The organism is Pseudomonas sp. FeN3W (genome assembly GCA_030263805.2).
Classification (GTDB): domain Bacteria; phylum Pseudomonadota; class Gammaproteobacteria; order Pseudomonadales; family Pseudomonadaceae; genus Stutzerimonas; species Stutzerimonas stutzeri_G.
In genome coordinates, this window is the sequence record CP136010.1 from 3,212,915 (window position 1) to 3,237,519 (window position 24,605).

Consider the following 24,605-nt stretch of genomic DNA (forward strand, 5'->3'; position numbering starts at 1 on the left):
ACTAGTTACGGTCGGCGATCACGCCGATGAGGAAGAAGATCAGCAGCAGTACCGGTGCCAGGCTGTAATTGTTCAGATGGGCCAGCCCCTGGGTCATCCACGGTGTGAGGAAGACGATCGCCAGGCCATAGCCCACCGCGCAGACCAGTACGAAGATCAGTGTGCGGAAAAAGAAGTTCAGGCTGCTGACTGCGCCCTTTACCCAGGTATTGATTGCCGGGCCGAACAGGACGAAGAGCGTGGCCATCAGCGCCAGGGAGATATCGGACAGGTGGCTGCGGCTCCAACGCGACAGCGTGACGATCAGGTCGAGTAGCAAATCCATGCGGTGTCCTTAAGGCAGGAAGCTCTGTAGCAGGTCGTTGAGAAACAGCTGGCCCTTCGGCGTCGCCACCAGGCGCGCCGGGTCAGCCGAGAGCAGGCCGCGCGCTTCGGTGTCGCGCCGCGGCTTGGCGAGCACATCCAGCGCCAGTCCGGTGCGCTGAGTGAACAGCATGGCCGGTACGCCGTCGGTGAGGCGCAGCACATTCATCAGGAATTCGAAGGGCAATTCATCCGCTGCCAGCAACTTTTCGCCTGCGCGGAACGCCTTGCCCGGATCGAGGTAGTCCTTCGGCAGGCGGGTCTTCCAGCTGCGCAGGATGCGTCCGTCGGCGTGGCTGAGCTTGGCATGGGCGCCGGCACCGATGCCGAGGAAATCGCCGAAGCTCCAGTAGTTCAGGTTATGCCGAGCCTGCCGCCCGGGCTGGGCGTAGGCCGAGGTCTCGTACTGGCGATAACCGTGCTCGGCGAGCAGCGCCTGGCCGGCTTCCTGGATGTCCCAGAGGATGTCGTCTTCGGGCAGCTGCGGCGGCTGGCTCCAGAACAGGGTGTTCGGCTCAAGCGTCAACTGGTACCAGGACAGGTGCGTCGGTTGCTGGGCGATGGCAATGCGCAGGTCGCTCAGTGCATCCTCCAGGCTCTGATCCGGCAGGCCGTGCATGAGGTCGAGATTGAAGTTATCGAAGCCGGCGGCGCGGGCCATATCGGCGGCGCGAATCGCTTCGTCGCCATCGTGGATGCGCCCCAGCGCCTTGAGCTTGTCGGCCTGGAAACTCTGCACGCCGATGGACAGCCGGTTGATGCCGAGCTGGCGGTAGTCGCGGAATTTGGCCTGCTCGAACGTCCCCGGATTGGCCTCCAGGGTGATCTCGATGTCCTCGGCAAAGCCGACCAGCCGCTCCAGTCCGTCGACGATCGCCGCCAGTGCCTTGGCGGAAAACAGGCTTGGCGTACCACCACCGAAGAAGATCGAGCTCAGCCGGCGGCCCTGGACGTGCTCGAGATCCGCGCGAAGATCGGCCAGCAGCGCGGCGACATAGGCGTCTTCTGGCAGCTCGGGACCGGCCGCGTGGGAGTTGAAGTCACAGTACGGACATTTGCGCACGCACCAGGGGATATGGACATACGCCGCCAGTGGTGGCAGCTCCAAGCGGCAAGCTTCAAGCTGCACATTTTCGGAGCCGCCTTTGCTTGTCGCTTGCAGCTTGTGGCTTGCAGCTTCTTTCATATCCCCAGCCGCTGCTTGAGCAGGGCCATGGCGCGTGCGCGGTGACTGAGCTGATTCTTCTGCGCAGCCGGCATCTCGGCGCTGGAGCAATCGCACTCCGGCACCCAGAACAGCGGGTCGTAGCCGAAGCCGTGCTCGCCGCGCGGCGCATGCAGGATGCGGCCATGCCAGAGGCCTTCGCAGATGATTGGCAACGGATCGTCGGCATGCCGCACCAGTGCCAGGGCGCAGACGAACTGCGCGCCGCGCTCGGCATCCGGAACCTCGCGCAGCACCTGCAGCAGCTTGGCGTTGTTGGCGGCATCGCCCTGACCGTCGGCATAGCGCGCCGAGTAGATGCCCGGTGCGCCGCCAAGGGCGTCGACCGCCAGACCGGAGTCATCGGCGAGCGCGGGCAGACCGGATATCCGCGCGGCGTTGCGCGCCTTGAGAATGGCGTTCTCGACGAAGGAAAGACCGGTTTCCTCCGGCTCGACGGTGCTGAACTCGGCCACTGAGCGCACGCGTACCGCGTCGCCGAGCATGGCCTGGAGCTCCTTCAGTTTGCCGGCGTTATGGCTGGCTAGTACCAGTTCGGAAAAAGGCATCATCGGTCGGGGAAGAATTCCTGGTTGAACTCGAAGCTGAACGACTCGGCGCCGGTCGGCTGTACGGTGAGGGCGAAACGCAGGGTTTCCTGCGAGTCGAAGGGGAACTGCGCGAGGTAATAGATCGCCTCGTCGCCTTCCTTGAGCTGCTTGAAGCCCAGCGCGCGGTCCTGTCCGAGCAGGTTCTTCACCACACCGCTGACCTGCGCCGCGACCGGCTTGCCATCCTTGATCACCGAGACGTTGACCACGCCCTGGGTCTTGCTGCGCGTGAGTCCGGCGGCAGCGGCAATATCCGGTTGCAGGAAGCCCGAATTGAAGGCGCTGTAGTGGACGTCGTATTCGCCGACGCTGTGCTTGCGTTCGGCCAGCGCCGGCAATGTGAGGAGTGCAGCCAAAAGGCCGATCAGGACGCGTTTCATATGCTTACCTCCAGCGTTGAACCGCTCAGCGGGACGGCCCGGTGACGCGGTAGATGCCGATCTCACCCAGCAGATTCGGCCATAGTCGACTGGCCCAGTCATGCCTGTGATCGCGGTCGACGGCCAGGCGTTCGAGTACCCTGGCACCGCTTTCCTGGCACAACCGCTCGAAATCTTCGAACGTGCAGAAGTGAATGTTCGGCGTGTTGTACCAAGTGTAGGGGAGGAACTCCGACACCGGCATGCGGCCTTTGCTCGCAAGGTACCAGCGACAACGCCAATGGCCGAAGTTGGGGAAGGTGATGATGCACTGGCGGCCGACGCGCAGCATTTCCTTCAACAGCTGGTCGGGGTAATGCACGGCCTGCAGCGCCTGGGTCATCACCACCATGTCGAAGCTGTCGCTGGCGAAGTTGCCCAGGCCCAGGTCGAGGTTCTGCTCGATGACGTTGACGCCCTTGTCGATGCAGGCGGCGATGTTGTCCGGGTCGATTTCCAGGCCGTAGCCGCTGACCTGCTTGTGGTCACGCAGCCAGGCCAGCAGCTCGCCATTGCCGCAGCCGAGGTCGAGAACTCGGCTGCCGGCCGGAATCCAGTCTTGGATGATGTCCAGATCGGCGCGCATCTTCGTTCCTTATACGGCTATGCGGTTCATGTAACCGCGGAAGGCTTGCAGGTAGCGGGGGTTGGGGATCAGGAAGGCATCGTGGCCCTGCGGTGCCTCGATCTCCAGATAGCAGACGTCCTTGCGCGCGGCGAGCAGGGCGTCGACGATTTCCCGCGAGCGTTCCGGCGAGAAGCGCCAGTCGGTGGTGAAGGACATCACGCAGAAGCGTGCTTGGGCGACTTCGAAGGTCTTGGCCAGGTCGTCATCATTGGCTGCGGCCGGGTCGAAGTAGTCCAGCGCCTTGGTCATCAGCAGGTAGGTGTTGGCGTCGAAACGCCCGGAAAACTCCTCGCCCTGATAACGCAGGTAGCTTTCGACCTGGAATTCCACGCTGTTGAAGTCGTAGTTCAGCTTCTCGCTCTTCAGTCCGCGGCCGAATTTGGTGCCCATGGCGTCATCGGACAGGTAGGTGATGTGGCCGACCATGCGCGCCAGCATCAGCCCGCGCTTGGGGATCACGCCCATCTCCTGGAAGTGGCCACCGTGGAACTCGGGGTCGGAGAGGATGGCCTGGCGTGCGACCTCGTTGAAGGCGATGTTCTGCGCCGACAGCTTGGGCGCCGAGGCGATGGCCAGGCAGTGGCGCACCCGCTCGGGGTAGCTGATGGTCCACTGCAAGGCCTGCATGCCGCCCAGGCTGCCGCCGACTACAGCGGCCCACTGAGTGATGCCGAGACGGTCGGCAAGCAGCGCCTGGCTATGCACCCAGTCCTCCACCGTGACCACCGGAAAATCCGCACCGTAGGGCTTGCCGCTGGCGGGATTGGTACTGCTGGGGCCGGTCGAACCGTTGCAGCCGCCCAGATTGTTCAGGCTGACGACGAAGAAGCGCTCGGTGTCGATGGCCTTGCCCGGACCGATGCACGAGTCCCACCAGCCGGGCTTGCGGTCGTCCGCGCTGTGGTAGCCGGCAGCATGGTGATGGCCGGACAGCGCGTGGCAGATGAGCACGGCATTGCTGCGCGCAGCGTTCAGCTCGCCGTAGGTTTCATAGATCAGCTGGTAGTCGGCCAGCGTGCGGCCGCAGGCGAGTGTCAGTGGTTCGGCAAAATGCGTGACCTGCGGGCTCACCAGGCCAACGGAATCGGCGGGAATTGCAGTGGGCATCGACCCTGGCTCTTGCTTGAAGAAGGCGGCAAAGTCTAAAGGTATGCGCGTTGCAATTCATCCTGAAATGCAACGGCGAGTGGGCTCTCGCCATTTCCTCGTGGGCTGCGACGAAATGGCGACAGCTTTAGCTGATCTGCGCGCTGGCCAGGCTGACCACCTTGCCCTGCCGCCGCAGCGGTGCCGGTCGGCGCAGCGCACGGAGCATTTCCGCGGCCTGTGCCAGCTGCAGCTCCAGTTCGCCGCTGTAGCGCGTCAGCAATTGCCCGCGCTGGCTGTTCTGCTGGCTCTCCCTGGCCAGGCTCTTCAGTTGCAGGATGTGGGTTTCCAGCTGTTGCTTGTGCTCCAGGGAAAACTGCAGCAGTGGCGTCAGCGCATCGCCAGCCCATTGTTCGGCCTCCTGGCGCAGTCGCTGGTGCATGCCGATGACTTCCTGCACCAGGGTAGAGAAGAAGCGTCTGGTGAGTGTTCGCTGCTCGGTGAGCAGGGTCTTCAACTGCAGGCGGAACTGATCGGCCTTGCCTTGCAGGCTGCGCAGCTCGCGCTGATAAGGCAGCAACTGGAACAACGGCGGGTCGATGCCCTGTAGCGGGTTTTCTTCGCTGTGCCGCCGGTAGATCGCCGAAACCATCTTGTTGGCCCGTTCCGCCTCCTGCTCGAGGATGCCCAGGTCCTGCTCCACCGAACGGAAGAAGTGCAGGATCGCCAGATTGATGCCCAGGGTGGTGAGGCTGCCGGTCAGGCTGCGCCGCAAGCGGGTCAGGTGTTCCTCGAGGCGTTCGGCTCGTATCGCCGTGCGCAGCAGCTCGCCCTGGCGTTGCAGCAGGCGCTGATTGGTCTTCAGGTCGAGCAGGCGCTTGTGGTGGCGGTTGTGATCGTGGCGGGTGCGGGCGGTGAGTTCGAGCAGCATCTGCCCGCTGCCTTCCTGATGGCTGGCCAGCACATCGCGCTGTTCGATGACCTTTTCCAGGCGCAGCTTGAGGGCATGCTGACTGTTCTGCAGCAGCGCCAGCACCTGCTGCACCACCTGGTCCTCGAGCAGGCGTTCCTTCTGCGTGAGGATGCGCTGGCTGAGCAACTCTTCCAGCCGTGCCAGCTGGCTGCGTTCGAGCAGCGCCTGGTCACCGCGAATCTTCGCCATCAGCGCCTGTTTGGCCGACAGCGGCAGGACGTCGGCGCAATCGATGCCCAGCTGCTGCGCGGTGGTGTCACGGATATCCTCGATGGCCTTCTGCACGAAGGTCTCGCCGGCGACGTCGTCCCAGAGCACGTCGATCTTGTTCAGGACGGCGAACAGGCTGTTCTGCGTGTCTTCGTCGAGCTGGCGGATGTGCTGCTGCCAGATCTGCATGTCGCTGGCGGTGACGCCGGTGTCGGCGGAGAGCAGGAACACGATCGCCTGGGCATTGGGCAGCATCGACAGGGTCAGTTCCGGCTCGCTGCCCAGCGCGTTCAGGCCGGGTGTATCGAGAATGCGCAAGCCCTGGCGTAGCAGCGGGTGGTCGAAGTTGACCACGGCGTGACGCCAGGCCGGGACCAGTACGGTATCGCCACTGCTGCTGTTTTCCAGGCCGGCCGGGTCGAAGCCCAGCTCAATCGCCTGTTCCACCGGCATGGCCTTGGTCAACGCGACCTGGGCGAAGGCTTCGGCCATGCTCTGCGGGTCGTGCGGGTCGAGTGGGAGATTGAGCCAGAGTCGCGGTGTGCGCTTGAGCTGCGTGATGCTGGTGTCTTCCAGGCGCGACTCGATGGGCAGCAGGCGGATGTAGGAGCGTTCCGAACGCGGATCGAACAGCAGTTCGGTGGGGCACATGGTGGTGCGGCCAGCCCGTGAAGGCAGGATGCGCTGGCCGTAGTTGGAGAAGAACAGGCTGTTGATCAGCTCGGTCTTGCCGCGCGAATACTCGCCGACGAAAGCCAGGGTGATGTGATCGGTGCGCAACACCCGCAGCGCTCGCTCCAGGCGCGCCTCGACGCCCTCGCTGGAAAGCCGGTTATGCGCCAGCCAGCTGCGGTAGCGGGTGATCTCACGAATGAGGTCACGCTTCCAGGTGACGTAGGCGTCCACTTGTCGGTCGAGACGTTCCATGCTCATCCAGCTCCCGGAGGTGTGATTCGGCGAATTATCGGACCCGCCGGTGCAAGGTCAATTCAATCGAAGCCTGGCGTGACCGAACGGCCTTGCTGGCGGCATGGATGGTCATGGGCGGCTCGGGTTCGAGTCGATGTCCTCGTTCACACCCCGCAGCGAAGTACGAGGCAGGATGGAAAAAGCCGAGAAATTGAAGTCTACGTGCTGCCTTGCGGCATTCCGAGGCGCTTTTGGCTCCTCGGTGCCGCTTTGGCAGCAAAGCATGAACAGCGTCTCAGATGAGCATGCGCAGGATGTTCGGCATGTGGGTCATGGTGGCCAGGTTGTTGACCACCAGCATGTCCAGCAGTTTGATCGCCAGGAAGGCAAAGATCGGTGAGATATCCAGCCCGCCGAGGTTCGGCAGCAGGCGGCGGAACGGTGCCAGGACCGGCTCGCAGAGTTGGCTGACCAGCTGCGCGCCCGGGTTGTGGCTGCCCGGCGCGACCCAGGACAGGATGACGCTGATGATCAGCGCCCAGAAGAAGATGTTGAGGAACAGCCCGGTGATGCCGATCAGCGCCCAGACCAGCAACAGCAACGGATTGCCGGTGGTGCCGTAGGCGATCAGCAGGATCAGCGCCATCAGCACCATTTGCACGATGATCGCGAGGACCAGCGAGGACAGGTCCAGCGTGCCCATGCTCGGAATTATGCGGCGCATCGGCCGCAGCAGCGGATGGGTGGCCTTGACGATGAATTGGCTCAGCGGATTGTAGAAGTCGGCGCGTACCAGCTGCAGGATGAAGCGCAGCAGCACGATCAGCAGATAGAGGCTGCCCAGCGTCTGGATGATCAGAATCAGGGCTTGCGAAAGTTGGGACATGAATGCTCCTTAGGGGCTGTTGATGTTGCGTCGCGAGCCGCGTTGCCTCGGCAAATGGCGCCGGGCAAGGCGTGGGACGCAGGTAATGGTGTTCCCTTGCCAAGTCCCGCAACGCCGCATGGCGCCATTTGCCGCGCAACCCGAAGGGCCGGGCCTGTTTTTGCGCGGTGCGGCGTTATTCGTCGCTCATTTGGAACGACCAAACTTCTCTCCTCATGCCTTGCCTCGTGCAAGAACAGGCGCCGGCGCGGCCGCGAACGAAACGTCAACAGACCCTATTGACCCAGTTGTTCGGCCAGTTCGGCCGAGCGTTGTGCGGCGGCGTTCAGCGCCTGCTGCACCAGTTGCTCGAAGCCGCCCGCCTGGAAGGCTTTGATCGCCGCTTCGGTGGTTCCGTTCGGCGAGGTGACGCGACGCCGCAGTTCGGCGGCATCGACATCGCTTTCACACGCCATGCGAGCTGCGCCCAGCGCGGTCTGCATGGTCAGTTGCGCGGCGGTCTCGCGGGGCAGGCCGAGCTGCTCACCGGCCACCGTCATCGCCTCGATCAGCAGGAAGAAATAGGCCGGACCGCTACCGGAAACGGCGGTTACCGCATCGATCAGGCGCTCTTCTTCGAGCCACGGCGCGATACCGACGGCCGATAGCAGCTGTTCGGCCTGCTGTTTCTGCATGTCGCTGACCTGGGCATTGGCGAACAGGCCGCTGACGCCTTGGCGTAGCAAGGCCGGCGTGTTGGGCATGCAACGCACGATCGCCTGAGGGCGCGGGCCCAGCCAGCGCTGCAGGCTGTCGCAGCTGATGCCGGCGGCGATCGAGACGATCAGGGGGCCGTGGGCCAGATGAGGAGTCAGATCCTGACAGACCGCCTGCATCACCTGGGGCTTGACCGACAGCACCACCACATCGGCGCCGGCCAATGCATCGGCGTTCTGCGCGAACGTCTGGATGCCATGCTCGGCGCTGATTTTCGCGCGCTGTTCGGCGCCTGGATCGCTGGCGCGAATGGCGTCCGCTGCGACGCCCTGGGCGCGCAGTCCGCCGATCAGACTGGCAGCCATGTTGCCGGCGCCGATAAAGGCGATGCGGGGTGAGGTCATAGCGATTCCTTTATTGAGGGCGCCCGTAGTCGCGGGCGCCGAACAGTGCGGTGCCGATGCGGACCCAGGTCGCGCCTTCGGCAATGGCCGCTTCGAGGTCCTGGCTCATGCCCATGGACAGCGTATCCAGTGTCAGTGGCAGTTCATCTTCATCGCGCAATGCGCGCAGGCGGGCAAAGGCGGCGCGCTGCTCTGCGGGGTCTTCGCTTGGTGCGGGAATGCACATCAGTCCACGCAGGCGCAGACGCGGCATCGCGGCGACGGCCTGCGCCAGCTGTAGCAGTTCTTCTGGCGCGCAGCCGGATTTGCTCGCCTCGCCGCTGACATTCACCTGCAGGCATATATTCAGTGGCGGCAGTTCGGCTGGACGTTGATCGGACAGGCGCTGGGCGATCTTCAGGCGATCCACCGAGTGCACCCAGTCGAAGTGTTCGGCGATGGATTTGGTCTTGTTCGACTGGATGGGGCCGATGAAGTGCCAGACCAGCGGCAGCTCGCTCAGTTCGGCTTGCTTGTCCAGCGCTTCCTGCAGATAGTTCTCGCCGAAATCGCGCACGCCGGCTTCGGCGGCCTCGCGAATGGCGGCGGCTGGCTGGGTCTTGCTCACCGCCAGCAGGCCGACCGATGCAGGGTCGCGTCCCACAGCTTGCGCCGCCTCACGGATGCGCGCTGCGACCTTTGCAATATTCTTCTCTATCGTGGACATTACTTGCGCCGCCGCCTTGGGTCTGCGCGGCATTCTACCTGCTTGCTTGTAATTGGGGAGTCCCATGGATATCACAGAACTGCTGGCCTTCAGCGCCAAGCAGGGTGCGTCGGATTTGCACCTTTCCGCCGGCCTGCCGCCGATGATCCGCGTCGATGGCGACGTGCGGCGAATCAACCTGCCGGCCATGGACCACAAGCAGGTGCATGCGCTGATCTACGACATCATGAACGACAAGCAGCGCAAGGATTTCGAGGAATTCCTGGAAACCGACTTCTCGTTCGAAGTGCCGGGCGTGGCGCGTTTTCGCGTCAACGCGTTCAACCAGAATCGCGGTTCCGGCGCGGTGTTCCGGACCATTCCGTCCAAGGTGCTGACCATGGAAGACCTGGGGATGGGCGAGGTGTTCCGCAAGATCACCGATGTGCCGCGCGGGCTGGTGCTGGTCACCGGGCCGACCGGCTCGGGCAAGTCGACCACCCTGGCGGCGATGCTCGATTACCTGAACAACACCAAGTACCACCACATCCTCACCATCGAAGACCCTATCGAATTCGTTCACGAATCGAAGAAGTGCCTGGTCAACCAGCGCGAGGTCCATCGTGACACTCTGGGCTTCTCCGAGGCGTTGCGTTCGGCCCTGCGTGAAGACCCGGACATCATTCTCGTCGGCGAAATGCGCGACCTGGAAACCATCCGCCTGGCGCTGACCGCTGCGGAAACCGGTCACCTGGTGTTCGGCACCCTGCACACCACCTCCGCCGCCAAGACCATCGACCGTGTGGTCGACGTGTTCCCGGCCGAAGAAAAGTCCATGGTCCGCTCGATGCTCTCCGAATCGCTGCAGGCGGTGATCTCGCAGACCCTGCTGAAGAAGGTCGGCGGCGGTCGTGTGGCGGCCCACGAGATCATGATCGGCACGCCGGCGATCCGTAACCTGATTCGCGAGGACAAGGTGGCGCAGATGTATTCCTCGATCCAGACCGGCGGCTCGCTGGGCATGCAGACCCTCGACTCGTGCCTCAAGGGACTGCTCGCCAAAGGGCTGATCTCGCGAGACAGCGCCAAGGAAAAGGCCAAGCAGCCAGAGAACTTCTAAACGCCTGACAACTACCGGGCGCCGCCCGATGCGGCGCTTGCCACGATTGCGAGTACGACGATGGAATTCGAGAAACTTCTGCGCCTGATGGTGGAAAAGGGCGGCTCCGATCTGTTCATCACCGCAGGCGTGCCGCCTTCGATGAAGGTCAACGGCAAGATCATGCCGGTCAGCAAGACGGCGATGTCGCCGGAAATGACCCGCGAGACCGTGCACGGTGTGATGAACGAGCAACAGCGCCGCGAGTTCACCGAGAACCACGAGTGCAACTTCGCCATCAGCGCCCGCGGTATCGGCCGTTTCCGGGTCAGTGCGTTCTACCAGCGCAATCTCGCCGGCATGGTGCTGCGGCGTATCGAAACCAACATTCCGACCATCGAAGAACTCAAGCTGCCGGATGTCCTCAAGAAGCTGTCGATGACCAAGCGCGGGCTGGTGCTGTTCGTCGGCGCCACCGGTACCGGCAAGTCGACTTCATTGGCTTCGATGATTGGCTACCGCAACAAGAACTCCAGCGGGCACATCATCTCCATCGAAGACCCGATCGAATTCATCCACCAGCATCAGAACTGCATCGTCACCCAGCGCGAGGTCGGTATCGATACCAGCTCGTTCGAGGTGGCCCTGAAGAACACCCTGCGCCAGGCCCCGGACGTGATCCTCATCGGCGAGATCCGTACCCGTGAAACCATGGACTACGCCGTGGCCTTCGCCGAAACCGGCCACCTGTGCCTGGCGACATTGCACGCCAACAACGCCAACCAGGCGCTGGACCGCATCATCAACTTCTTCCCGCCTGATCGTCACAACCAGGTGTGGATGGATCTGTCGCTCAACCTCAAGGCCATCGTCGCCCAGCAACTGGTGCCGACGCCCGACGGCAAGGGGCGGCGGGCGGTGATCGAGGTGCTGATCAATACGCCGCTGGCGGCCGACCTGATCCGCAAGGGCGAGGTGCATGAGCTCAAGTCGCTGATGAAGCGCTCCACCGAACTGGGCATGCAGACTTTCGATCAGGCGCTGTACAACCTCTACGTGCAGGGCGAAATCACCTACGAAGATGCGTTGTTGCACGCCGACTCGGCCAACGACCTGCGTCTGCTGATCAAGCTGGGATCGGAAACCGATGGCGAGCATCTGACCAGCGTGTCGCAGGGTCTGAGCCTTGAGGTCAGTGAAGACGATCCAGGCCGCAGCTTCCGCTAGTCGGGCTGTTTTGCATCCCGGCCGATGCGCTTTCCGCTTCTCGCGGCGACGCGCTCGGCCTGGCCGTCACGCTGCGCGCCGGCACGCGCGCGGCTCATGAGTTGCGGGATCAACATGCCTTCAGGAAGGTTCTTCCAGAAACGCACAGGCAGGTTGCTCTCCAGTACGCCGCGGTTCAGTCGGGCCGGGTTGAACGTGCTCTCGTAATACGCCTTCCATAGCTCGCCGCCGGGGTCCGCTGCGTTCTGCGCCAGCTGTCGCCACTGTGGTGGACAGGGGCGGGTGTAGTACATCTCCCGGCCATCCCAGCAAACCCCTTCTTCCGGCGTCGCAATCAGCCAGCTGTTGCCACCCATCCGTTCAGTGAAATGCCCTGCCGCCCAGGGCAGTACGTCATGCGCAGGTTCGAACCAGGCGACGTGTTGCGGCCCGTCATTGGCCTGCAGTGGGCTGAAGCGAAGAAAGGCATGCAGGTGGTGGGCCTCGCGACGGACTGCCTTGATTCGCCCATGCAGCTCGCTGCCATCGATGTCGCCGACCATTCGCGCACTCGAGTCGCCCTGGGAGACCCGCCAGAGCACGCGATACAGCAGGCTCCAGCGCTGCTCGGTGCGATAGCGCGCGGCCATTTCGAGTTCGTCCAGCAGCTGTCGGGGGACGCGAATGCGCGGTCCGCTTTCCGCTGAAAGTGCAGGCGAGGGATCGTCGAACAGCCCTGTCGCTTCGTCGTCGCTTGCCCAGTTCACTTCATGTGGTGCGACGCGGCTCTGCAGCAGCGCGCGGGCGCGACTTCGCCACGCCTGGAAGCTTCCATCGAAGCGCACCGTGAGCATTACCAGAGCGCCAGTTGCGCGGGTGTGTCGCGCAGGTGCTGGCGCAGCATGGCCGACTCCTGTCCTGCCAGGCTTGGTCGGTAGTCCTGTGTGATGACGAAGGGTTTGGCTTTCTCGAGCGAGCAGCGCAGACGGGTCAGATCCTCGAAGCGAATGCGCTTCTGCCGGCGCAGATCCACCAGGCGTTTTGCGCTGAGCATGCCGATGCCGGGGATGCGGGCGATCATCGTTGGCTCGGCGCGGTTGAGGTCCACCGGAAACTGTTCGCGGTGCGCCAGCGCCCAAGCGAGCTTCGGGTCGATATCCAGTGCGAGGTTGCCTGGCCCGCTGAGCAGTTCGCCGGCCTTGAAGCCGTAGCCGCGCATGAGGAAGTCGGCCTGATACAGGCGATGCTCGCGCATCAGCGGTGGCGCCGCGAACGGCACGGTGTTGGGGCTGTGCGGAATCGGGCTGAATGCCGAATAGTAGACCCGGCGCAGCCGGTAGCTGCCGTACAACGACTGGGCCGTCTGCAGGATGGTGCTGTCGTCGGTGTTGTCGGCGCCGACGATCATCTGCGTGCTCTGCCCGGCGGGTGCGAAGCGCGGTGCCCGTTTCTCCACGCTGGCCTCGGTTTCGCCCTGGTGAATGGTGTGCATGGCCTGCTTGATGGTCACCACCTGCTTTTCCGGAGCCAGGCGGATCAGGCTGGTTTCGGTCGGTAGTTCGATGTTCACGCTGAGCCGGTCGGCGTAGCGGCCGGCTTCGGCGATCAGCAGTGGGTCGGCATCGGGAATGGTCTTGAGGTGGATGTAGCCGCGAAACTCATGCTCCTCACGCAGCAGCCTGGCGACCCGCACCAGCTGTTCCATGGTGTAGTCCGCCGAGCGAATGATGCCGGAGCTGAGAAACAGGCCGCTGATGCAGTTGCGGCGGTAGAAGTCGAGCGTCAGGCTGACCACTTCTTCCGGCGTGAAGCGCGCCCGCGGTACATCGCTGGAGCGGCGATTGACGCAGTACTGGCAGTCGTACAGGCAGAAGTTGGTCAGCAGGATCTTTAGCAGCGCGACACAGCGCCCATCCGGCGTGAAGCTGTGGCAGATGCCCATGCCATTGGTGGCGCCGAGTCCGATCTTGCCCTTCGAGCTGCGCTTCGGCGCGCCGCTGCTGGCGCAGGAAACGTCATATTTGGCCGCGTCGGCGAGCACGCTGAGTTTGTCGATCAATTGCATCATGGTGGCCGTGATACTGTTTGCATATACAGTATCACGGTTGCGTATGGCGGCAAGGCCCGTCTGGCGGGGCAGTTCAGGCGCATTATCGGATAAGCTGGACGTCACTCATCAATCGCACATCGAGGTTCGGATGCAGCAGAACACCCATAGCACGCTGATCGGCTATCTCCTGTGGATATTCGGTTTTCTAGGCTCCCACCGCTTCTACTACGGCAAACCCATCACTGGCACCATCTGGTTCTTCACCCTCGGCCTGTTCTTCGTCGGCTGGATCATCGACCTGTTTCTGATTCCATCGATGGATCGTGAAGCGGACATGCGCTTCCAGCCGGGGCCCATCGATTACACGGTCGGCTGGATACTGCTGACCTTCCTCGGTGTATTCGGCGTGCACCGCATGTATCAGGGTAAGTGGATCACAGGAATCCTTTACCTGTTCACCGGTGGCTTGTTCTTTATCGGTGTGCTTTACGACTTCTGGACGCTGAACTCGCAGATATCCGAGCGCAATCTGGCGCGGAGCTGAACGGGTAGGGCAGGAAACACTTTAGAAATCTGGCAGGCATGGACGGGTTGATGTCCAGCCTGCGCAGATCTTTCGCGTCAGCCTTCGAAGCTGATGTGGCCGTCGACGATGGTGTAACGCACCGCGCCCGGCAGGCAGTGGCCCATGAACGGGCAGTTGCGGCCTTTGGAATACCAGCGCTCGCCGACCAGCGTCGAGCTGTGTCGATCGAACAGCACCAGGTCCGCCGGCTGGCCAGCTTGCAGGGCGCTGGTCGGCAGGCGTAGTGCTGCAGCGGGACCGCTGGTCAGGCGCGCCAGCAGGGTCGGCAGGTCGAGCAAGCCGTCGTCCACCAATGTCAGCGCCAGTGGCAGCAGGATTTCGGCACTGCTGATGCCCGGTTCGGTTTCGCCGAACGGGGCCAGTTTGGCATCGGCCTCGTGTGGCTGGTGATGGCTGGAAATCGCCGAGATGACGCCGGCCTTGACTGCCTCACGCAGGCCATCGCGATCCGCTGCGCTGCGCAATGGTGGCTGCACGTGATACAGGCTGGAGAAACCGTGCAGCGCTTCATCGGTGAGGATCAGCTGATACATCGCCACGTCGGCCGTCACCGGCAGGCCGCGAGCCTGTGCCTGGGCGATCATCTCCGCGCCACGGGCGCTGGTCAGCTGGGCGAAATGCGCGCGCACGCCGGAGCGCTCGACCAGCAGTAGATTGCGTGCCAGTGCTACGGTCTCCGCGGTCTCCGGAATCCCCGACAGACCGAGGAAACTGGCGGCGGCGCCTTCGTGAGCAAGCCCGCCTTCGGCCAAGTCGCGGTCCTGGGAGTGGAAAATCACCGTCAGATCGAAGGTGGCCGCGTACTCCAGCGCACGGCGCAGGTTGCGATTGCTGGCAAATTCGGTAAGGCCGTTGCCGAACGCGACGCAGCCGGCTTCACGCAGCGCGACCAACTCGGAAAGCTGCTCACCGGCCAGGTTGCGCGTCAGCGCGCCGATGGGGAACACCTTGGCATGGCCCGACTCACGGGCGCGATCGAGGATCAGTTCGGTGACTGCCGCGGTATCCAGCACCGGTCGCGTTTGCGGCGGGCAGCACAGGCTGGTGATGCCGCCGGCCGCTGCCGCCAGGGTTTCGCTGGCAATGCTGCCTTTGCGGCTGTACCCGGGCTCGCGCAGGGCTACCGCAAGATCGACCAGGCCGGGTGCGGCGGTCAGACCCTGTGCGTCGATTGTCTGTTGTGCTTCGAAGCCGGCTGGCGCCTGGCCGATGGCGGCGATCTTGTTGTGCTGCAGGTAGATATCGGCGATTTCGTTGCGCCCGCTGACGGGGTCGATCACGTGTGCGCCGAGGATTCGGGTTGCCACCATCACTGCTGCTCCTCGGATACGGATTCAGAATCGATCTGGCGCTGCGCCGCCTGGCCGCTCATCGCCATGGACAGCACGGCCATGCGAATGGCGATGCCATAGGTGACCTGATTGAGGATCACCGATTGCGGGCCGTCGGCTACCGCCGACTCGATCTCCACGCCGCGGTTGATCGGGCCCGGGTGCATGACGATGGCGTCGGGCTTGGCCAGTGCGAGACGCTGGGTGTTCAGGCCGTAGAGTTTGTAGAACTCCCCTTCGCTGGGCAGCAGGCCGCCCTGCATGCGCTCGCGCTGCAGGCGTAGCATGATCACCACGTCGACATCGCGCAGTCCCTCGTTCATGTCGTTGAACACGTGCACACCGTATTGCTCGATGCCCTCGGGCAGCAGGGTCTTCGGCGCGATGACGCGGATGTCCGGGCAGCCCAGTGTCTTCAGGGCCAGCATGTTCGAGCGCGCCACCCGCGAATGCAGAATGTCGCCGACGATGGCGACCGAGAGGTTTTCGAAGCTGCCTTTGTGGCGGCGGATGGTGAGCATGTCGAGCATGCCCTGGGTCGGGTGCGCGTGGCGCCCATCGCCGCCGTTGATCACCGCGACCTCCGGGCTGACGTGCTCGGCGATGAAGTGGGCGGCGCCGGAGTCGGCGTGGCGCACCACGAACATGTCCGCGGCCATGGCTTCCAGGTTGCGCAGCGTGTCGGTCAGGGTCTCACCCTTGCTGGTGGAGGAGGTCGAGACGTTCAGCGTGATGACGTCTGCCGACAGCCGCTGCGCTGCCAGTTCGAAGGTCGTGCGGGTGCGCGTGGAGTTCTCGAAGAACACGTTGCAGACGGTTTTGCCGCGCAGCAGCGGAACCTTCTTCACCGCCCGGGCGCCGACCTCGAGGAATGAATCGGCGGTGTCCAGGATCTCGGTGAGCAACTCACGGGGCAGACCGTCGAGGGAGAGAAAATGGCGCAGCTGGCCTTGGTCGTTCAACTGTAGCGGGCGCTTGGCGTCGGTGGGCGTCATCGCAGGGTCTCGGTTGGCGGGGCTGTAGGGCGGAGTTGCCGGCTCGCTCAGGAGCCGCTGGTTTCCATCTGTTGCTCGAGGGCCAATGGCTCCGGTCCGATCAGCTTGATGCGCTGCTCGGGTGCCAGCGACAGGGTAGCGCCGACCACGTCAGGGCGAATCGGCAGCTCACGCGCGTTCAGGTCGAGCAGGCAGACCAGCGTTACGCTGGCCGGTCGACCGTAGTCGAACAGTTCATTGAGCGCGGCGCGAATGGTGCGGCCGCTCATCAGTACGTCATCGATCAGCACCAGATGCTGGCCTTCGATCTCGAAAGGCAGCTCCGACGGCTGCACCTGCGGGTGCAGGCCCTTCTGGGTGAAATCGTCGCGATAGAAGGACACGTCGAGAATACCGAGTGGTTCGTTCTGCCCGCGGGCTGCGAGCAGCGCCTGGGCCACCCAGACGCCGCCGGTACGGATACCGATGAAGCGCGGCTCCTGGATGTTGCGGTCAATCAGATGTTGCTCCAGCGCGGCGACCATCTCGGGCAGCAGCTGTTCGGGATTGGGCAGGATCATGGGGGGCTCCTTACAGGTCCGGATCAGGCGGCAGGGTGATCGCTCAGCCAGCCTTCCAGTAATAGGGCTGCGGCCAGGGCATCCACCGGGCGATCTCGATAGCCGCCGTGCTGCCCCTGGCGCAGACGCTCGCCTTTGGCTTCGAACGTGGTCAGGCGTTCGTCGTGAGTGTGTACCGGCAGGTTGAAGCGACCGTTGAGTCGGCGGGCGAACCTTTCTGCCCGTGCACTCATGTCGCTGGGCGTGCCGTCCATGTTCAGCGGCAGGCCGACGACCAGCGCGTCGGGCTGCCATTCGCGCATCAGCGCCTCGATCTGTTGCCAGTCTGGCACGCCGTTCTGCGCCTTGAGTACGCAGAGTTCACGCGCTTGCCCGGTAATGACCTGGCCGACGGCGACGCCGATCTGCTTGGTGCCGTAGTCGAAGCCGAGCAGCAGGCGCGGCGCACTCATGCGTGGCCGACCTGGGTGCTGAGCAGGCGCAAGTCGACGCCGAGTGATGCCGCGGCAGCGTTCAGGCGTTGGTCATAAGGTAGGTCGAACAGGATCTCGGTATCGGCAGGGCAGCTGAGCCAGGCATTGTCGGCCAGTTCGGCTTCCAGCTGTCCCGCTTCCCAGCCGGCGTAACCGAGGGCCACGAAGTGCCGGGCAGGGCCCTGGCCGTCCGCGATGGCGAACAGGATGTCCTGCGATGTGGACATGCCCAGCGGGCCGAGGGACAGGGTGGCCTGGAATTGCTGGTCGGGCGAATGCAGAACGAAGCCGCGATCGGTCTGTACCGGGCCGCCGGAGAATATCGGCAGGCTCTGGCAGAGCGGGGGAACCGGCTCGTCCGGGCGCAGCTGCTCCAGCACATCAGCCAGGCTCAGCCCGCTCGGGCGATTGACGATCAGGCCCATGGCGCCTTCTGCGCCGTGTTCGATCAGGTAGATCAGCGTCTGGGCAAAGTTCGGATCGGCCATCTGCGGCATGGCGATCAGGAAGTGATGCTTGAGGTAGCTGGGCGCGGTGCTTTTCATGCGCGCTAGCTTAAGCGTTGCACCGCGTTCCGGCTACAGGTGCGACGGTTCGTCCGGCTGTCGATTCAGCGGCTCGAAAGCCTGTCGCCGCGCTCGAAACGCCAAGTACGGATGATCTCCACCTGGTCGAACTTCTGCGCCAGTTCTCCGGTGAAAGGCGCAAAAGGTGCTGCCAGGCGCACGATACGCAGTGCGGCATCGTCCAGCACGGGCTTGCCGGATGACTCGATCACGCGCAGCTCCTGGATGGTGCCGTCGCGGTTGATGGTCACCAGCATGCGCAGGCTGCCGTAGATCTGCTGGCGGCGGGCCTCGTCAGGATAGTTGAGGTTGCCGATGCGCTCGACCTTCTTGCGCCATTCGTCGCGGTACCAGGCACTGATGTCGCGCATGGTGGCGGCGCTGTTCTGCCGGCTGACCCTAGGACGCTTGGCGTAGCGTTCGACGTCCTGCGCCAGTTCGGCTTCGAGGCTGGCGATCTCCGCGCTCAGTTGTGAGCTGTCGAATGACGGGGCGGATTGCGGTTCAGGCTGCGGTGGGGTCTGTTGTTTGACGTCGGCCTTTTCGCGCTGGGGGCTGCGAGTGGTGACGACGGTCTTCGCCGGTTCCGGCTGGGTACTGCGAGGCGGTGCTGCCGGCGGGGTGACCTTGCGTACCTCGGTATCCTGGAACTGCGCTTGCTCGGTGGTTTTCGGCGAGGCCTTGTGCTCCAGCGTGCCGCTGCCCTGCTGATTGTCCTGAGCGAGGAAGTCGGCTTCCTTGGGCTTCTCTTCGCTTTTGAAGGTGGACAGGGTGATTTCCAGCGTCTTGCTGATCTGCTTCGGTTCGGAGAGGGTAAAGCCAAGCCCGAGAATCAACGCCAGATGCAATGCGGTAGCCAGAAAAAGCGTGAAGCCGAGCCTGTCCGCCGGGCGGACTCGGGTGGTTTCAGGCACGGGATGGCGGATAGCGGCGTTCATCGCAGGTCGGGTCGGCTCGAAGTGCCGCGCAGTCTGCCGGCTTTGAGCTCGGAGTCGCAAGCTCCAAGCTCAAAGCTGTTAGCTGGTTCAACCTTGCAGCTTCGCCGCGATCGCGTCCATGAGCTGTTCGCCGATGCGGGTATCGAAGGCATTGTCGATTTCGCGGATGCAGGTCGGGCTGGTGATGTTGATTTCGGTGAGGTAGTCGCCGATCACATCCAGCCCGACGAACAGCAGGCCACGCTTGCGCAGTTCCGGGCCGACGATCGCCGCAATCTCGCGGTCGCGATCCGACAGCGGCTGTGCCACGCCGCGACCGCCCGCGGCCAGATTGCCGCGCGTCTCGCCAGCGGCGGGGATGCGCGCCAGGCAATAGGGGATCGGCTCGCCATCGATCATCAGGATGCGCTTGTCGCCGTCCTTGATCGCGGGAATATATCGCTGCGCCATGATCTGACGGCTGCCATGCTCGGTTAGAACCTCGAGGATGACCGACAGGTTCGGGTCGCCCTCCCGATGACGAAAGATCGACGCGCCACCCATCTCGTCGAGGGGTTTGAGAATGATGTCACGGTGCTCGCGGGCGAACTCGCGGAGAATGTCCGAGCGCCGACTGACCAGTGTCGGCGGTGTGCATTGCGGAAACTGGGTGGCGAAGAACTTCTCGTTGCAGTCGCGCAGGCTCTGCGGTCGATTGACCACCAACGTTCCGGCCTTTTCCGCCAGTTCCAGCAGATAGGTTGCGTAGACGTACTCGCTGTTGAAGGGCGGATCCTTGCGCATGAGGATCACGTCCAGGTCAGCTAGAGCCGCATCGATCTCCCCATCCTTCTCGAACCAATGCTGCGAGTCATTGAATACCCGCAGCGGAGACATGCGCGCCCGGGCCTGGTTGCCGAGCTGATAAAGATCGCGCTGCTCCATATAGAACAGTGTCCAGTCTCGTGCCTGGGCAGCCAGCAGCATGGCCAGCGAACTGTCCTTCTTGAAGGCGATCTGCGCGATAGGGTCCATGATGATCCCGACGCGAACGGTCATGGGTGATCTCCGGCAATGGGCGGCGAAGCACCGCCAGTGGCTCAAAATGTCGCTGCAGATTGGCCGTGGTTGTGCACTGGGTCAAGGAAAATCCGGATGCTTTTCCGGTTGATAGCGTGTGCATGAGGAGTGTGCTAAAAAGGTCCGGCGATTGGGTGCAGCCCATCGGTGGCAGGGCCTCCGGCGCACTGACATAACGATAAACTACGACTCACCGAGGCGATGGTAGGGCGAAATGGAACAGCACTCCGAGGGCTTGAAGGTCATGGTGATCGACGATTCGAAAACGATTCGTCGCACTGCTGAAACCCTGCTGAAGAAAGTAGGTTGCGATGTCATCACCGCTGTGGACGGTTTCGATGCGCTCGCCAAGATTGCGGATACTCATCCCCGCATCATCTTCGTCGATATTATGATGCCCAGGCTGGACGGTTATCAGACCTGCGCGTTGATCAAGAACAACAGTTCCTTCAAGTCGACGCCGGTGATCATGCTGTCTTCCAAAGATGGCCTGTTCGACAAGGCCAAAGGGCGTATTGTCGGTTCCGATCAATACCTCACCAAGCCGTTCAGCAAAGAAGAGCTGCTCGGTGCGATCAAGGCTCATGTGCCTGATTTTGCACCGGTGGAGCAAGCATCCTGAAGTTCGGCATTGTTTGCCGCTGAAGCCTTCCTATGGAGAAATCATGGCTCGCGTTCTGATTGTTGATGATTCGCCGACCGAAATGTACAAGCTCACCGCCATGCTGGAGAAGAATGGCCATGTGGTGCTTAAAGCAGAAAATGGTGCTGACGGCGTCGCGCTGGCGCGCCAGGAAAAGCCGGATGCCGTGCTGATGGATATCGTCATGCCTGGGCTGAATGGTTTTCAGGCGACGCGCCAGCTGACCAAAGATTCTGAAACCAGTCACATTCCGGTGATCATCGTCACCACCAAGGATCAGGAAACCGATAAGGTCTGGGGCAAACGCCAGGGCGCCAAGGATTACCTGACCAAGCCGGTGGATGAAGCGACATTGCTGAAGACCCTGAATGCCGTTCTGGCGGGCTGACGCCGCGGTAGCCAACACTCGGACAAAGGGACGTGGCCAGCATGCCTGACATGCAAACGCCGTTTCAGCAGTTGCTGGAGCTAGATAAACGTTGCCGCGCGTACGCGGCGGGCCTGCCTTCTCAGCAAGAAGCCGTACAGACCTGGGGAGGGATCGGCTTTCGGATGGGGGGGCGCTTGTTCGTCGCTCCAATGGGGGAGGTTGGCGAAATCCTGCATGAGCCCCGCTACACGTTGCTTCCCGGCGTAAAGAGTTGGGTAAAGGGCGTGGCGAACGTGCGCGGCAGACTGCTGCCTGTGATGGACCTTTGTGGGTATTTCGGGCTTGAGCTTTCGGCACTGCGCAAACAGCGCAGGGTGCTGGTGGTGGATCATCAGGAAGTGTTCGCCGGACTGACCGTCGATGAGGTCTTCGGCATGCAGCACTTCGCGGTGGAAACCTTCTCGGAGGAGTTGCCTCCGATCGAAGCATCGATTCAACCATTCATTCATGGTGTGTTCCAGCGCGAGCAGCCCTGGCTGGTCTTCAGCCCGCATGCATTGGCTACGCATCAGGCGTTTCTAGACGTCGCGTTTTAGTTGTAGGTGGGTCGACCAAGGTCGGCCTTTTGGTTCTTGGATGGAAACGACGGGGGTCCAGGCGGGGGCCGGATAATGATCAAAATGAATGCTAATGCTTTGTTGAGCGGGGTGCGCAGCAATACGCTGACCACCGGTTTGTTTATCGTGCTGATCGTTTCGATCGTGCTGCTGTTCGCGAACTTCGCGTACGTCAACACGCAGGCCGATCACGATAACGAATACATCGCTCACGCAGGAGAGCTGCGCGTACTGTCCCAGCAGATCGCCAAAGATGCCGTGGAAGCGGCGACCGGCACGCAGGAGGCGTTCGCGTCTCTGAAGCAGGCACGGAACGAGTTCAACCAGCGCTGGGCCTACCTCTCGCAGGGTAACGAGAGCATCGGTCTGCCGGCGGTTCCCGAATCGCTGCGCGATGAAGTCAACGCGGTGGAGCAGGACTGGAACACGTTGCGTCGCGACACCGACGCCATTCTTGCCAGTGAGCAGACAGTTCTGTCGCTCCACCAGGTAGCCAGCACCCTCGCCGAAACCATTCCTCAGCTCCAGGTCGAGTACGAGGAAGTCGTCGACATCCTGCTGGAAAGTGGTGCTCCGGCAGCCCAGGTTTCGGTTGCTCAGCGCCAGTCGCTGCTGGCCGAACGTATCCTCGGCTCGGTGAACAAGGTGCTGTCCGGTGACCAGGATTCGGTACAGGCTGCGGATATGTTCGGTCGTGACGCCAGTCTGTTCGGTCGAGTCCTGAACGCGATGATCGAAGGCAATGTCGCCATGGGCATCACTGCGGTGGCCGATGAAGAGGCTCTGGATCGTCTCTCGGAGATCGCCGAACTCTTCCAGTTCGTATCCGGATCGGTGGACGAAATTCTCGAAACGTCGCCTGAACTGTTCCAGGTGCGCGAGTCCGCGAACAGCATCTTCGAGGTTTCGCAAACTCTGCTCGACAAGACCTCCGCACTGTCGCAAGGCTTGCAGGATCGCGCCGATGCCCGATATCTCAACACCGTCCTTGGTTATGTGCTGGGCGCTATCGCGCTGGCATCGATCATCTTGGTCGGTCTGGTAATGGTTCAGGAAGCACGTCGTCGTCTGAGCGAAACCGCCGAGAAGAACGAGCGTAACCAGGCGGCGATTCTGCGACTGCTTGACGAGATCGGTGACCTCGCAGACGGTGACCTGACGGTAGCCGCGACCGTTACCGAAGACTTCACCGGTGCGATCGCTGACTCGATCAACTACTCCATCGACCAGCTGCGCGAACTGGTAGCCACCATCAACCAGACCGCTGTCCAGGTATCGGGTGCTGCCCAGGAAACCCAGGCGACTGCGATGCACCTCGCCGAGGCCTCCGAACACCAGGCTCAGGAAATTGCCGGTGCTTCTGCTGCAATCAACGAAATGGCGGTTTCCATTGACCAGGTATCGGCCAACGCCGCGGAATCCTCGGCGGTAGCGGAACGTTCGGTAGCCATTGCCAACAAGGGCAACGAGGTGGTGCACAACACCATCACCGGCATGGACAACATTCGTGAGCAGATTCAGGACACGTCCAAGCGGATCAAGCGGCTCGGTGAGTCGTCCCAGGAGATTGGTGACATCGTCAGCCTGATTAACGACATTGCCGACCAGACCAACATCCTTGCACTCAACGCGGCGATCCAGGCATCCATGGCGGGTGACGCAGGCCGCGGCTTCGCCGTGGTAGCGGACGAAGTACAGCGTCTGGCAGAACGCTCTTCCGCGGCGACCAAGCAGATCGAGGCGCTGGTAAAGACCATTCAGACCGACACCAACGAGGCGGTTATCTCGATGGAGCAGACCACCTCCGAGGTGGTGCGCGGTGCGCGCCTGGCGCAGGACGCCGGTGTGGCACTGGAAGAGATCGAGAAGGTATCGAAGACGCTTGCGGCGCTGATCCAGAACATCTCCAACGCGGCACGCCAGCAGGCTTCTTCGGCTGGCCACATCTCCAACACCATGAACGTGATCCAGGAGATCACCTCGCAGACCTCGTCGGGTACCACCGCTACGGCCAAGAGCATCGGTAATTTGGCCAAGATGGCCAACGAGATGCGCCATTCCGTTTCCGGCTTTACCCTGCCGGATGCTCCGGATCAGGCCTGACTTGAGCAGTGCGGCAGTCATCTGATGGCTGCCGCCGATGATCATGAGCGAGGGGCAGGGCATGCAGCCGAGGTTTGACTGGGCATTGGAGCCCTTGGCCGATATGTCGCCGGCGGAATTCCATGACTGGCAGACGCTCCTCGAAGAGCGCTCCGGGATGGTCGTCAGCGAACGCAGGCGCAGCTTCCTGCAGACCAATCTGAGCGCTCGCATGCGCGAGGTCGGTGTTGCCGACTATGCCAGCTACTATCGGCAAGTCACCTCCGGCCCCCGTGGGGCTGTCGAGTGGTCGACCCTCATGGACAGGCTGACCGTTCAGGAAACGCGTTTCTTCCGTCATCCCGCTTCTTTTGATCTGCTCGAAACCTATCTGCGCCAGCGTCTGGAGCAGGAATCGCTCAAGCACCCCCTGGCGCTGTGGAGCGTGGGTTGCGCAAGTGGTGAAGAGACGTATTCGCTGGCTATGGCTACCGCCGAGGTGCTGACGGGACGCGAAGCTGACGGTAGCTTCGGGGTCACCGGTACGGATATCAGCCTGAGCGCGCTGGCCAAGTCTCGAACTGCGGTCTACAGCGCACGCAAGCTGGAACAGGTCGAGCCGGGGCTGCGTGAGCGGTATTTTCTGCCGTTGCCCAATGATCGTTTTCAAGTGATTTCCGGCCTGGCAGCACGTGTGTGCTTTGCGAGGCTCAATGTGCTGGAGTTGGCGAACTCGCCCGTTTCCAGCATGGACGTTATTTTCTGTCAGAACCTGCTGATCTATTTCCGCCGCTGGCGTCGCCGAGAAATCCTCAATCGTCTGGCGAATTGCCTGGCTCCGGGAGGGTTGTTGGTGATCGGTGTAGGTGAAGTGGTCGGTTGGCAGCATCCGGAATTGCTTCCGGTGGCCAACGATCAGGTTCTGGCTTTTACCCGGAAAAGTTTATGAGCGGAGT

The 24,605-nt window shown here is 62.6% G+C and carries 27 protein-coding genes; 8 read left to right on the forward strand and 19 right to left on the reverse strand.

Annotated features, from left to right (window positions below):
• Position 1: 1 nt before the first annotated feature.
• The 10 genes from P5704_015230 to P5704_015275 form a co-directional block, all read right to left on the reverse strand.
• Entirely contained in the window at positions 2–325 is a 324-nt protein-coding gene (locus P5704_015230; protein ID WOF77408.1) for a DUF3392 domain-containing protein, read from the reverse strand.
• A gap of 9 nt (positions 326–334) precedes the next feature.
• Entirely contained in the window at positions 335–1,549 is a 1,215-nt protein-coding gene (gene hemW / locus P5704_015235) for a radical SAM family heme chaperone HemW (protein ID WOF77409.1), read from the reverse strand.
• A complete protein-coding gene (gene rdgB, locus P5704_015240) occupies positions 1,546–2,139 on the reverse strand; it encodes an RdgB/HAM1 family non-canonical purine NTP pyrophosphatase (protein ID WOF77410.1) in 594 nt (197 codons plus the stop codon). Before rdgB ends, hemW begins: the two co-directional genes overlap by 4 nt.
• Positions 2,136–2,558: a DUF4426 domain-containing protein gene (locus P5704_015245; GenBank protein ID WOF77411.1), complete on the reverse strand. Its 423-nt coding sequence runs from the start codon at positions 2,556–2,558 to the stop codon at positions 2,136–2,138. The genes rdgB and P5704_015245 overlap by 4 nt, the downstream gene beginning before the upstream one ends.
• A gap of 25 nt (positions 2,559–2,583) precedes the next feature.
• Positions 2,584–3,183: a methionine biosynthesis protein MetW gene (gene metW, locus P5704_015250; GenBank protein WOF77412.1), complete on the reverse strand. Its 600-nt coding sequence runs from the start codon at positions 3,181–3,183 to the stop codon at positions 2,584–2,586.
• 9 nt (positions 3,184–3,192) lie between these two features.
• Positions 3,193–4,332 carry a homoserine O-acetyltransferase gene (locus P5704_015255; protein WOF77413.1) on the reverse strand — a complete coding sequence of 380 codons (1,140 nt, stop codon included), beginning with the start codon at positions 4,330–4,332 and terminating at the stop codon, positions 3,193–3,195.
• A gap of 127 nt (positions 4,333–4,459) precedes the next feature.
• A complete protein-coding gene (locus P5704_015260; GenBank protein WOF77414.1) occupies positions 4,460–6,427 on the reverse strand; it encodes a dynamin-like GTPase family protein in 1,968 nt (655 codons plus the stop codon).
• A gap of 271 nt (positions 6,428–6,698) precedes the next feature.
• Positions 6,699–7,289: a YggT family protein gene (locus P5704_015265; protein ID WOF77415.1), complete on the reverse strand. Its 591-nt coding sequence runs from the start codon at positions 7,287–7,289 to the stop codon at positions 6,699–6,701.
• Positions 7,290–7,564: 275 nt separating this feature from the next.
• Complete coding sequence (proC, locus tag P5704_015270; GenBank protein WOF77416.1) at positions 7,565–8,389, reverse strand: pyrroline-5-carboxylate reductase; 825 nt, start codon at positions 8,387–8,389, stop codon at positions 7,565–7,567.
• A 10-nt stretch (positions 8,390–8,399) separates the two neighbouring features.
• Positions 8,400–9,095, reverse strand: coding sequence for a YggS family pyridoxal phosphate-dependent enzyme (locus tag P5704_015275; protein ID WOF77417.1), 696 nt, complete (start codon positions 9,093–9,095; stop codon positions 8,400–8,402).
• Positions 9,096–9,159: 64 nt separating this feature from the next.
• Between P5704_015275 and pilT the strand changes: the two genes are divergently transcribed.
• Both pilT and P5704_015285 read left to right on the forward strand, forming a co-directional pair.
• Positions 9,160–10,194, forward strand: coding sequence for a type IV pilus twitching motility protein PilT (gene pilT, locus P5704_015280; GenBank protein WOF77418.1), 1,035 nt, complete (start codon positions 9,160–9,162; stop codon positions 10,192–10,194).
• A 60-nt stretch (positions 10,195–10,254) separates the two neighbouring features.
• A complete protein-coding gene (locus tag P5704_015285) occupies positions 10,255–11,400 on the forward strand; it encodes a PilT/PilU family type 4a pilus ATPase (GenBank protein ID WOF77419.1) in 1,146 nt (381 codons plus the stop codon).
• Here P5704_015285 and P5704_015290 read toward each other — a convergent pair.
• Positions 11,397–12,233, reverse strand: coding sequence for a TIGR03915 family putative DNA repair protein (locus P5704_015290; protein ID WOF77420.1), 837 nt, complete (start codon positions 12,231–12,233; stop codon positions 11,397–11,399). The genes P5704_015285 and P5704_015290 overlap by 4 nt on opposite strands.
• Positions 12,233–13,444, reverse strand: a complete 1,212-nt coding sequence (locus P5704_015295) for a putative DNA modification/repair radical SAM protein (protein WOF81247.1) — start codon at positions 13,442–13,444, stop codon at positions 12,233–12,235. Before P5704_015295 ends, P5704_015290 begins: the two co-directional genes overlap by 1 nt.
• A gap of 133 nt (positions 13,445–13,577) precedes the next feature.
• Here P5704_015295 and P5704_015300 point away from each other — a divergent pair, with 133 nt between their 5' ends.
• A complete protein-coding gene (locus P5704_015300) occupies positions 13,578–13,973 on the forward strand; it encodes a TM2 domain-containing protein (protein ID WOF77421.1) in 396 nt (131 codons plus the stop codon).
• A 77-nt stretch (positions 13,974–14,050) separates the two neighbouring features.
• Here the strand turns inward: P5704_015300 and P5704_015305 are convergent, their stop codons facing one another.
• From P5704_015305 to gshB, 7 genes are all read right to left on the reverse strand, one after another.
• Positions 14,051–15,322: a dihydroorotase gene (locus P5704_015305; GenBank protein ID WOF81248.1), complete on the reverse strand. Its 1,272-nt coding sequence runs from the start codon at positions 15,320–15,322 to the stop codon at positions 14,051–14,053.
• Positions 15,323–15,324: 2 nt separating this feature from the next.
• Positions 15,325–16,341 carry an aspartate carbamoyltransferase catalytic subunit gene (locus tag P5704_015310; protein WOF77422.1) on the reverse strand — a complete coding sequence of 339 codons (1,017 nt, stop codon included), beginning with the start codon at positions 16,339–16,341 and terminating at the stop codon, positions 15,325–15,327.
• A gap of 47 nt (positions 16,342–16,388) precedes the next feature.
• Positions 16,389–16,901 carry a bifunctional pyr operon transcriptional regulator/uracil phosphoribosyltransferase PyrR gene (pyrR, locus tag P5704_015315; protein WOF77423.1) on the reverse strand — a complete coding sequence of 171 codons (513 nt, stop codon included), beginning with the start codon at positions 16,899–16,901 and terminating at the stop codon, positions 16,389–16,391.
• 23 nt (positions 16,902–16,924) lie between these two features.
• A complete protein-coding gene (gene ruvX, locus P5704_015320; protein ID WOF77424.1) occupies positions 16,925–17,353 on the reverse strand; it encodes a Holliday junction resolvase RuvX in 429 nt (142 codons plus the stop codon).
• On the reverse strand, positions 17,350–17,919 hold the full coding sequence (locus tag P5704_015325) for a YqgE/AlgH family protein (protein WOF77425.1): 570 nt from the start codon (positions 17,917–17,919) through the stop codon (positions 17,350–17,352). Before P5704_015325 ends, ruvX begins: the two co-directional genes overlap by 4 nt.
• Positions 17,920–17,984: 65 nt before the next feature.
• Positions 17,985–18,878, reverse strand: a complete 894-nt coding sequence (locus tag P5704_015330; protein WOF77426.1) for an energy transducer TonB — start codon at positions 18,876–18,878, stop codon at positions 17,985–17,987.
• An 87-nt stretch (positions 18,879–18,965) separates the two neighbouring features.
• Positions 18,966–19,916 (reverse strand): glutathione synthase, encoded by a 951-nt coding sequence (gene gshB, locus P5704_015335; GenBank protein WOF77427.1) that lies wholly within the window; start codon positions 19,914–19,916, stop codon positions 18,966–18,968.
• Between the two features lie 235 nt (positions 19,917–20,151).
• Here gshB and pilG point away from each other — a divergent pair, with 235 nt between their 5' ends.
• The 5 genes from pilG (at position 20,152) to P5704_015360 (ending at position 24,598) form a co-directional block, all read left to right on the forward strand.
• Complete coding sequence (gene pilG, locus P5704_015340; GenBank protein WOF77428.1) at positions 20,152–20,559, forward strand: twitching motility response regulator PilG; 408 nt, start codon at positions 20,152–20,154, stop codon at positions 20,557–20,559.
• Between the two features lie 43 nt (positions 20,560–20,602).
• Positions 20,603–20,968, forward strand: a complete 366-nt coding sequence (gene pilH / locus P5704_015345; protein WOF81249.1) for a twitching motility response regulator PilH — start codon at positions 20,603–20,605, stop codon at positions 20,966–20,968.
• Between the two features lie 41 nt (positions 20,969–21,009).
• Positions 21,010–21,546 carry a chemotaxis protein CheW gene (locus P5704_015350; protein ID WOF77429.1) on the forward strand — a complete coding sequence of 179 codons (537 nt, stop codon included), beginning with the start codon at positions 21,010–21,012 and terminating at the stop codon, positions 21,544–21,546.
• Between the two features lie 75 nt (positions 21,547–21,621).
• A complete protein-coding gene (locus P5704_015355) occupies positions 21,622–23,670 on the forward strand; it encodes a methyl-accepting chemotaxis protein (GenBank protein ID WOF77430.1) in 2,049 nt (682 codons plus the stop codon).
• A gap of 61 nt (positions 23,671–23,731) precedes the next feature.
• Entirely contained in the window at positions 23,732–24,598 is an 867-nt protein-coding gene (locus P5704_015360) for a CheR family methyltransferase (protein WOF77431.1), read from the forward strand.
• Positions 24,599–24,605 lie beyond the last annotated feature (7 nt).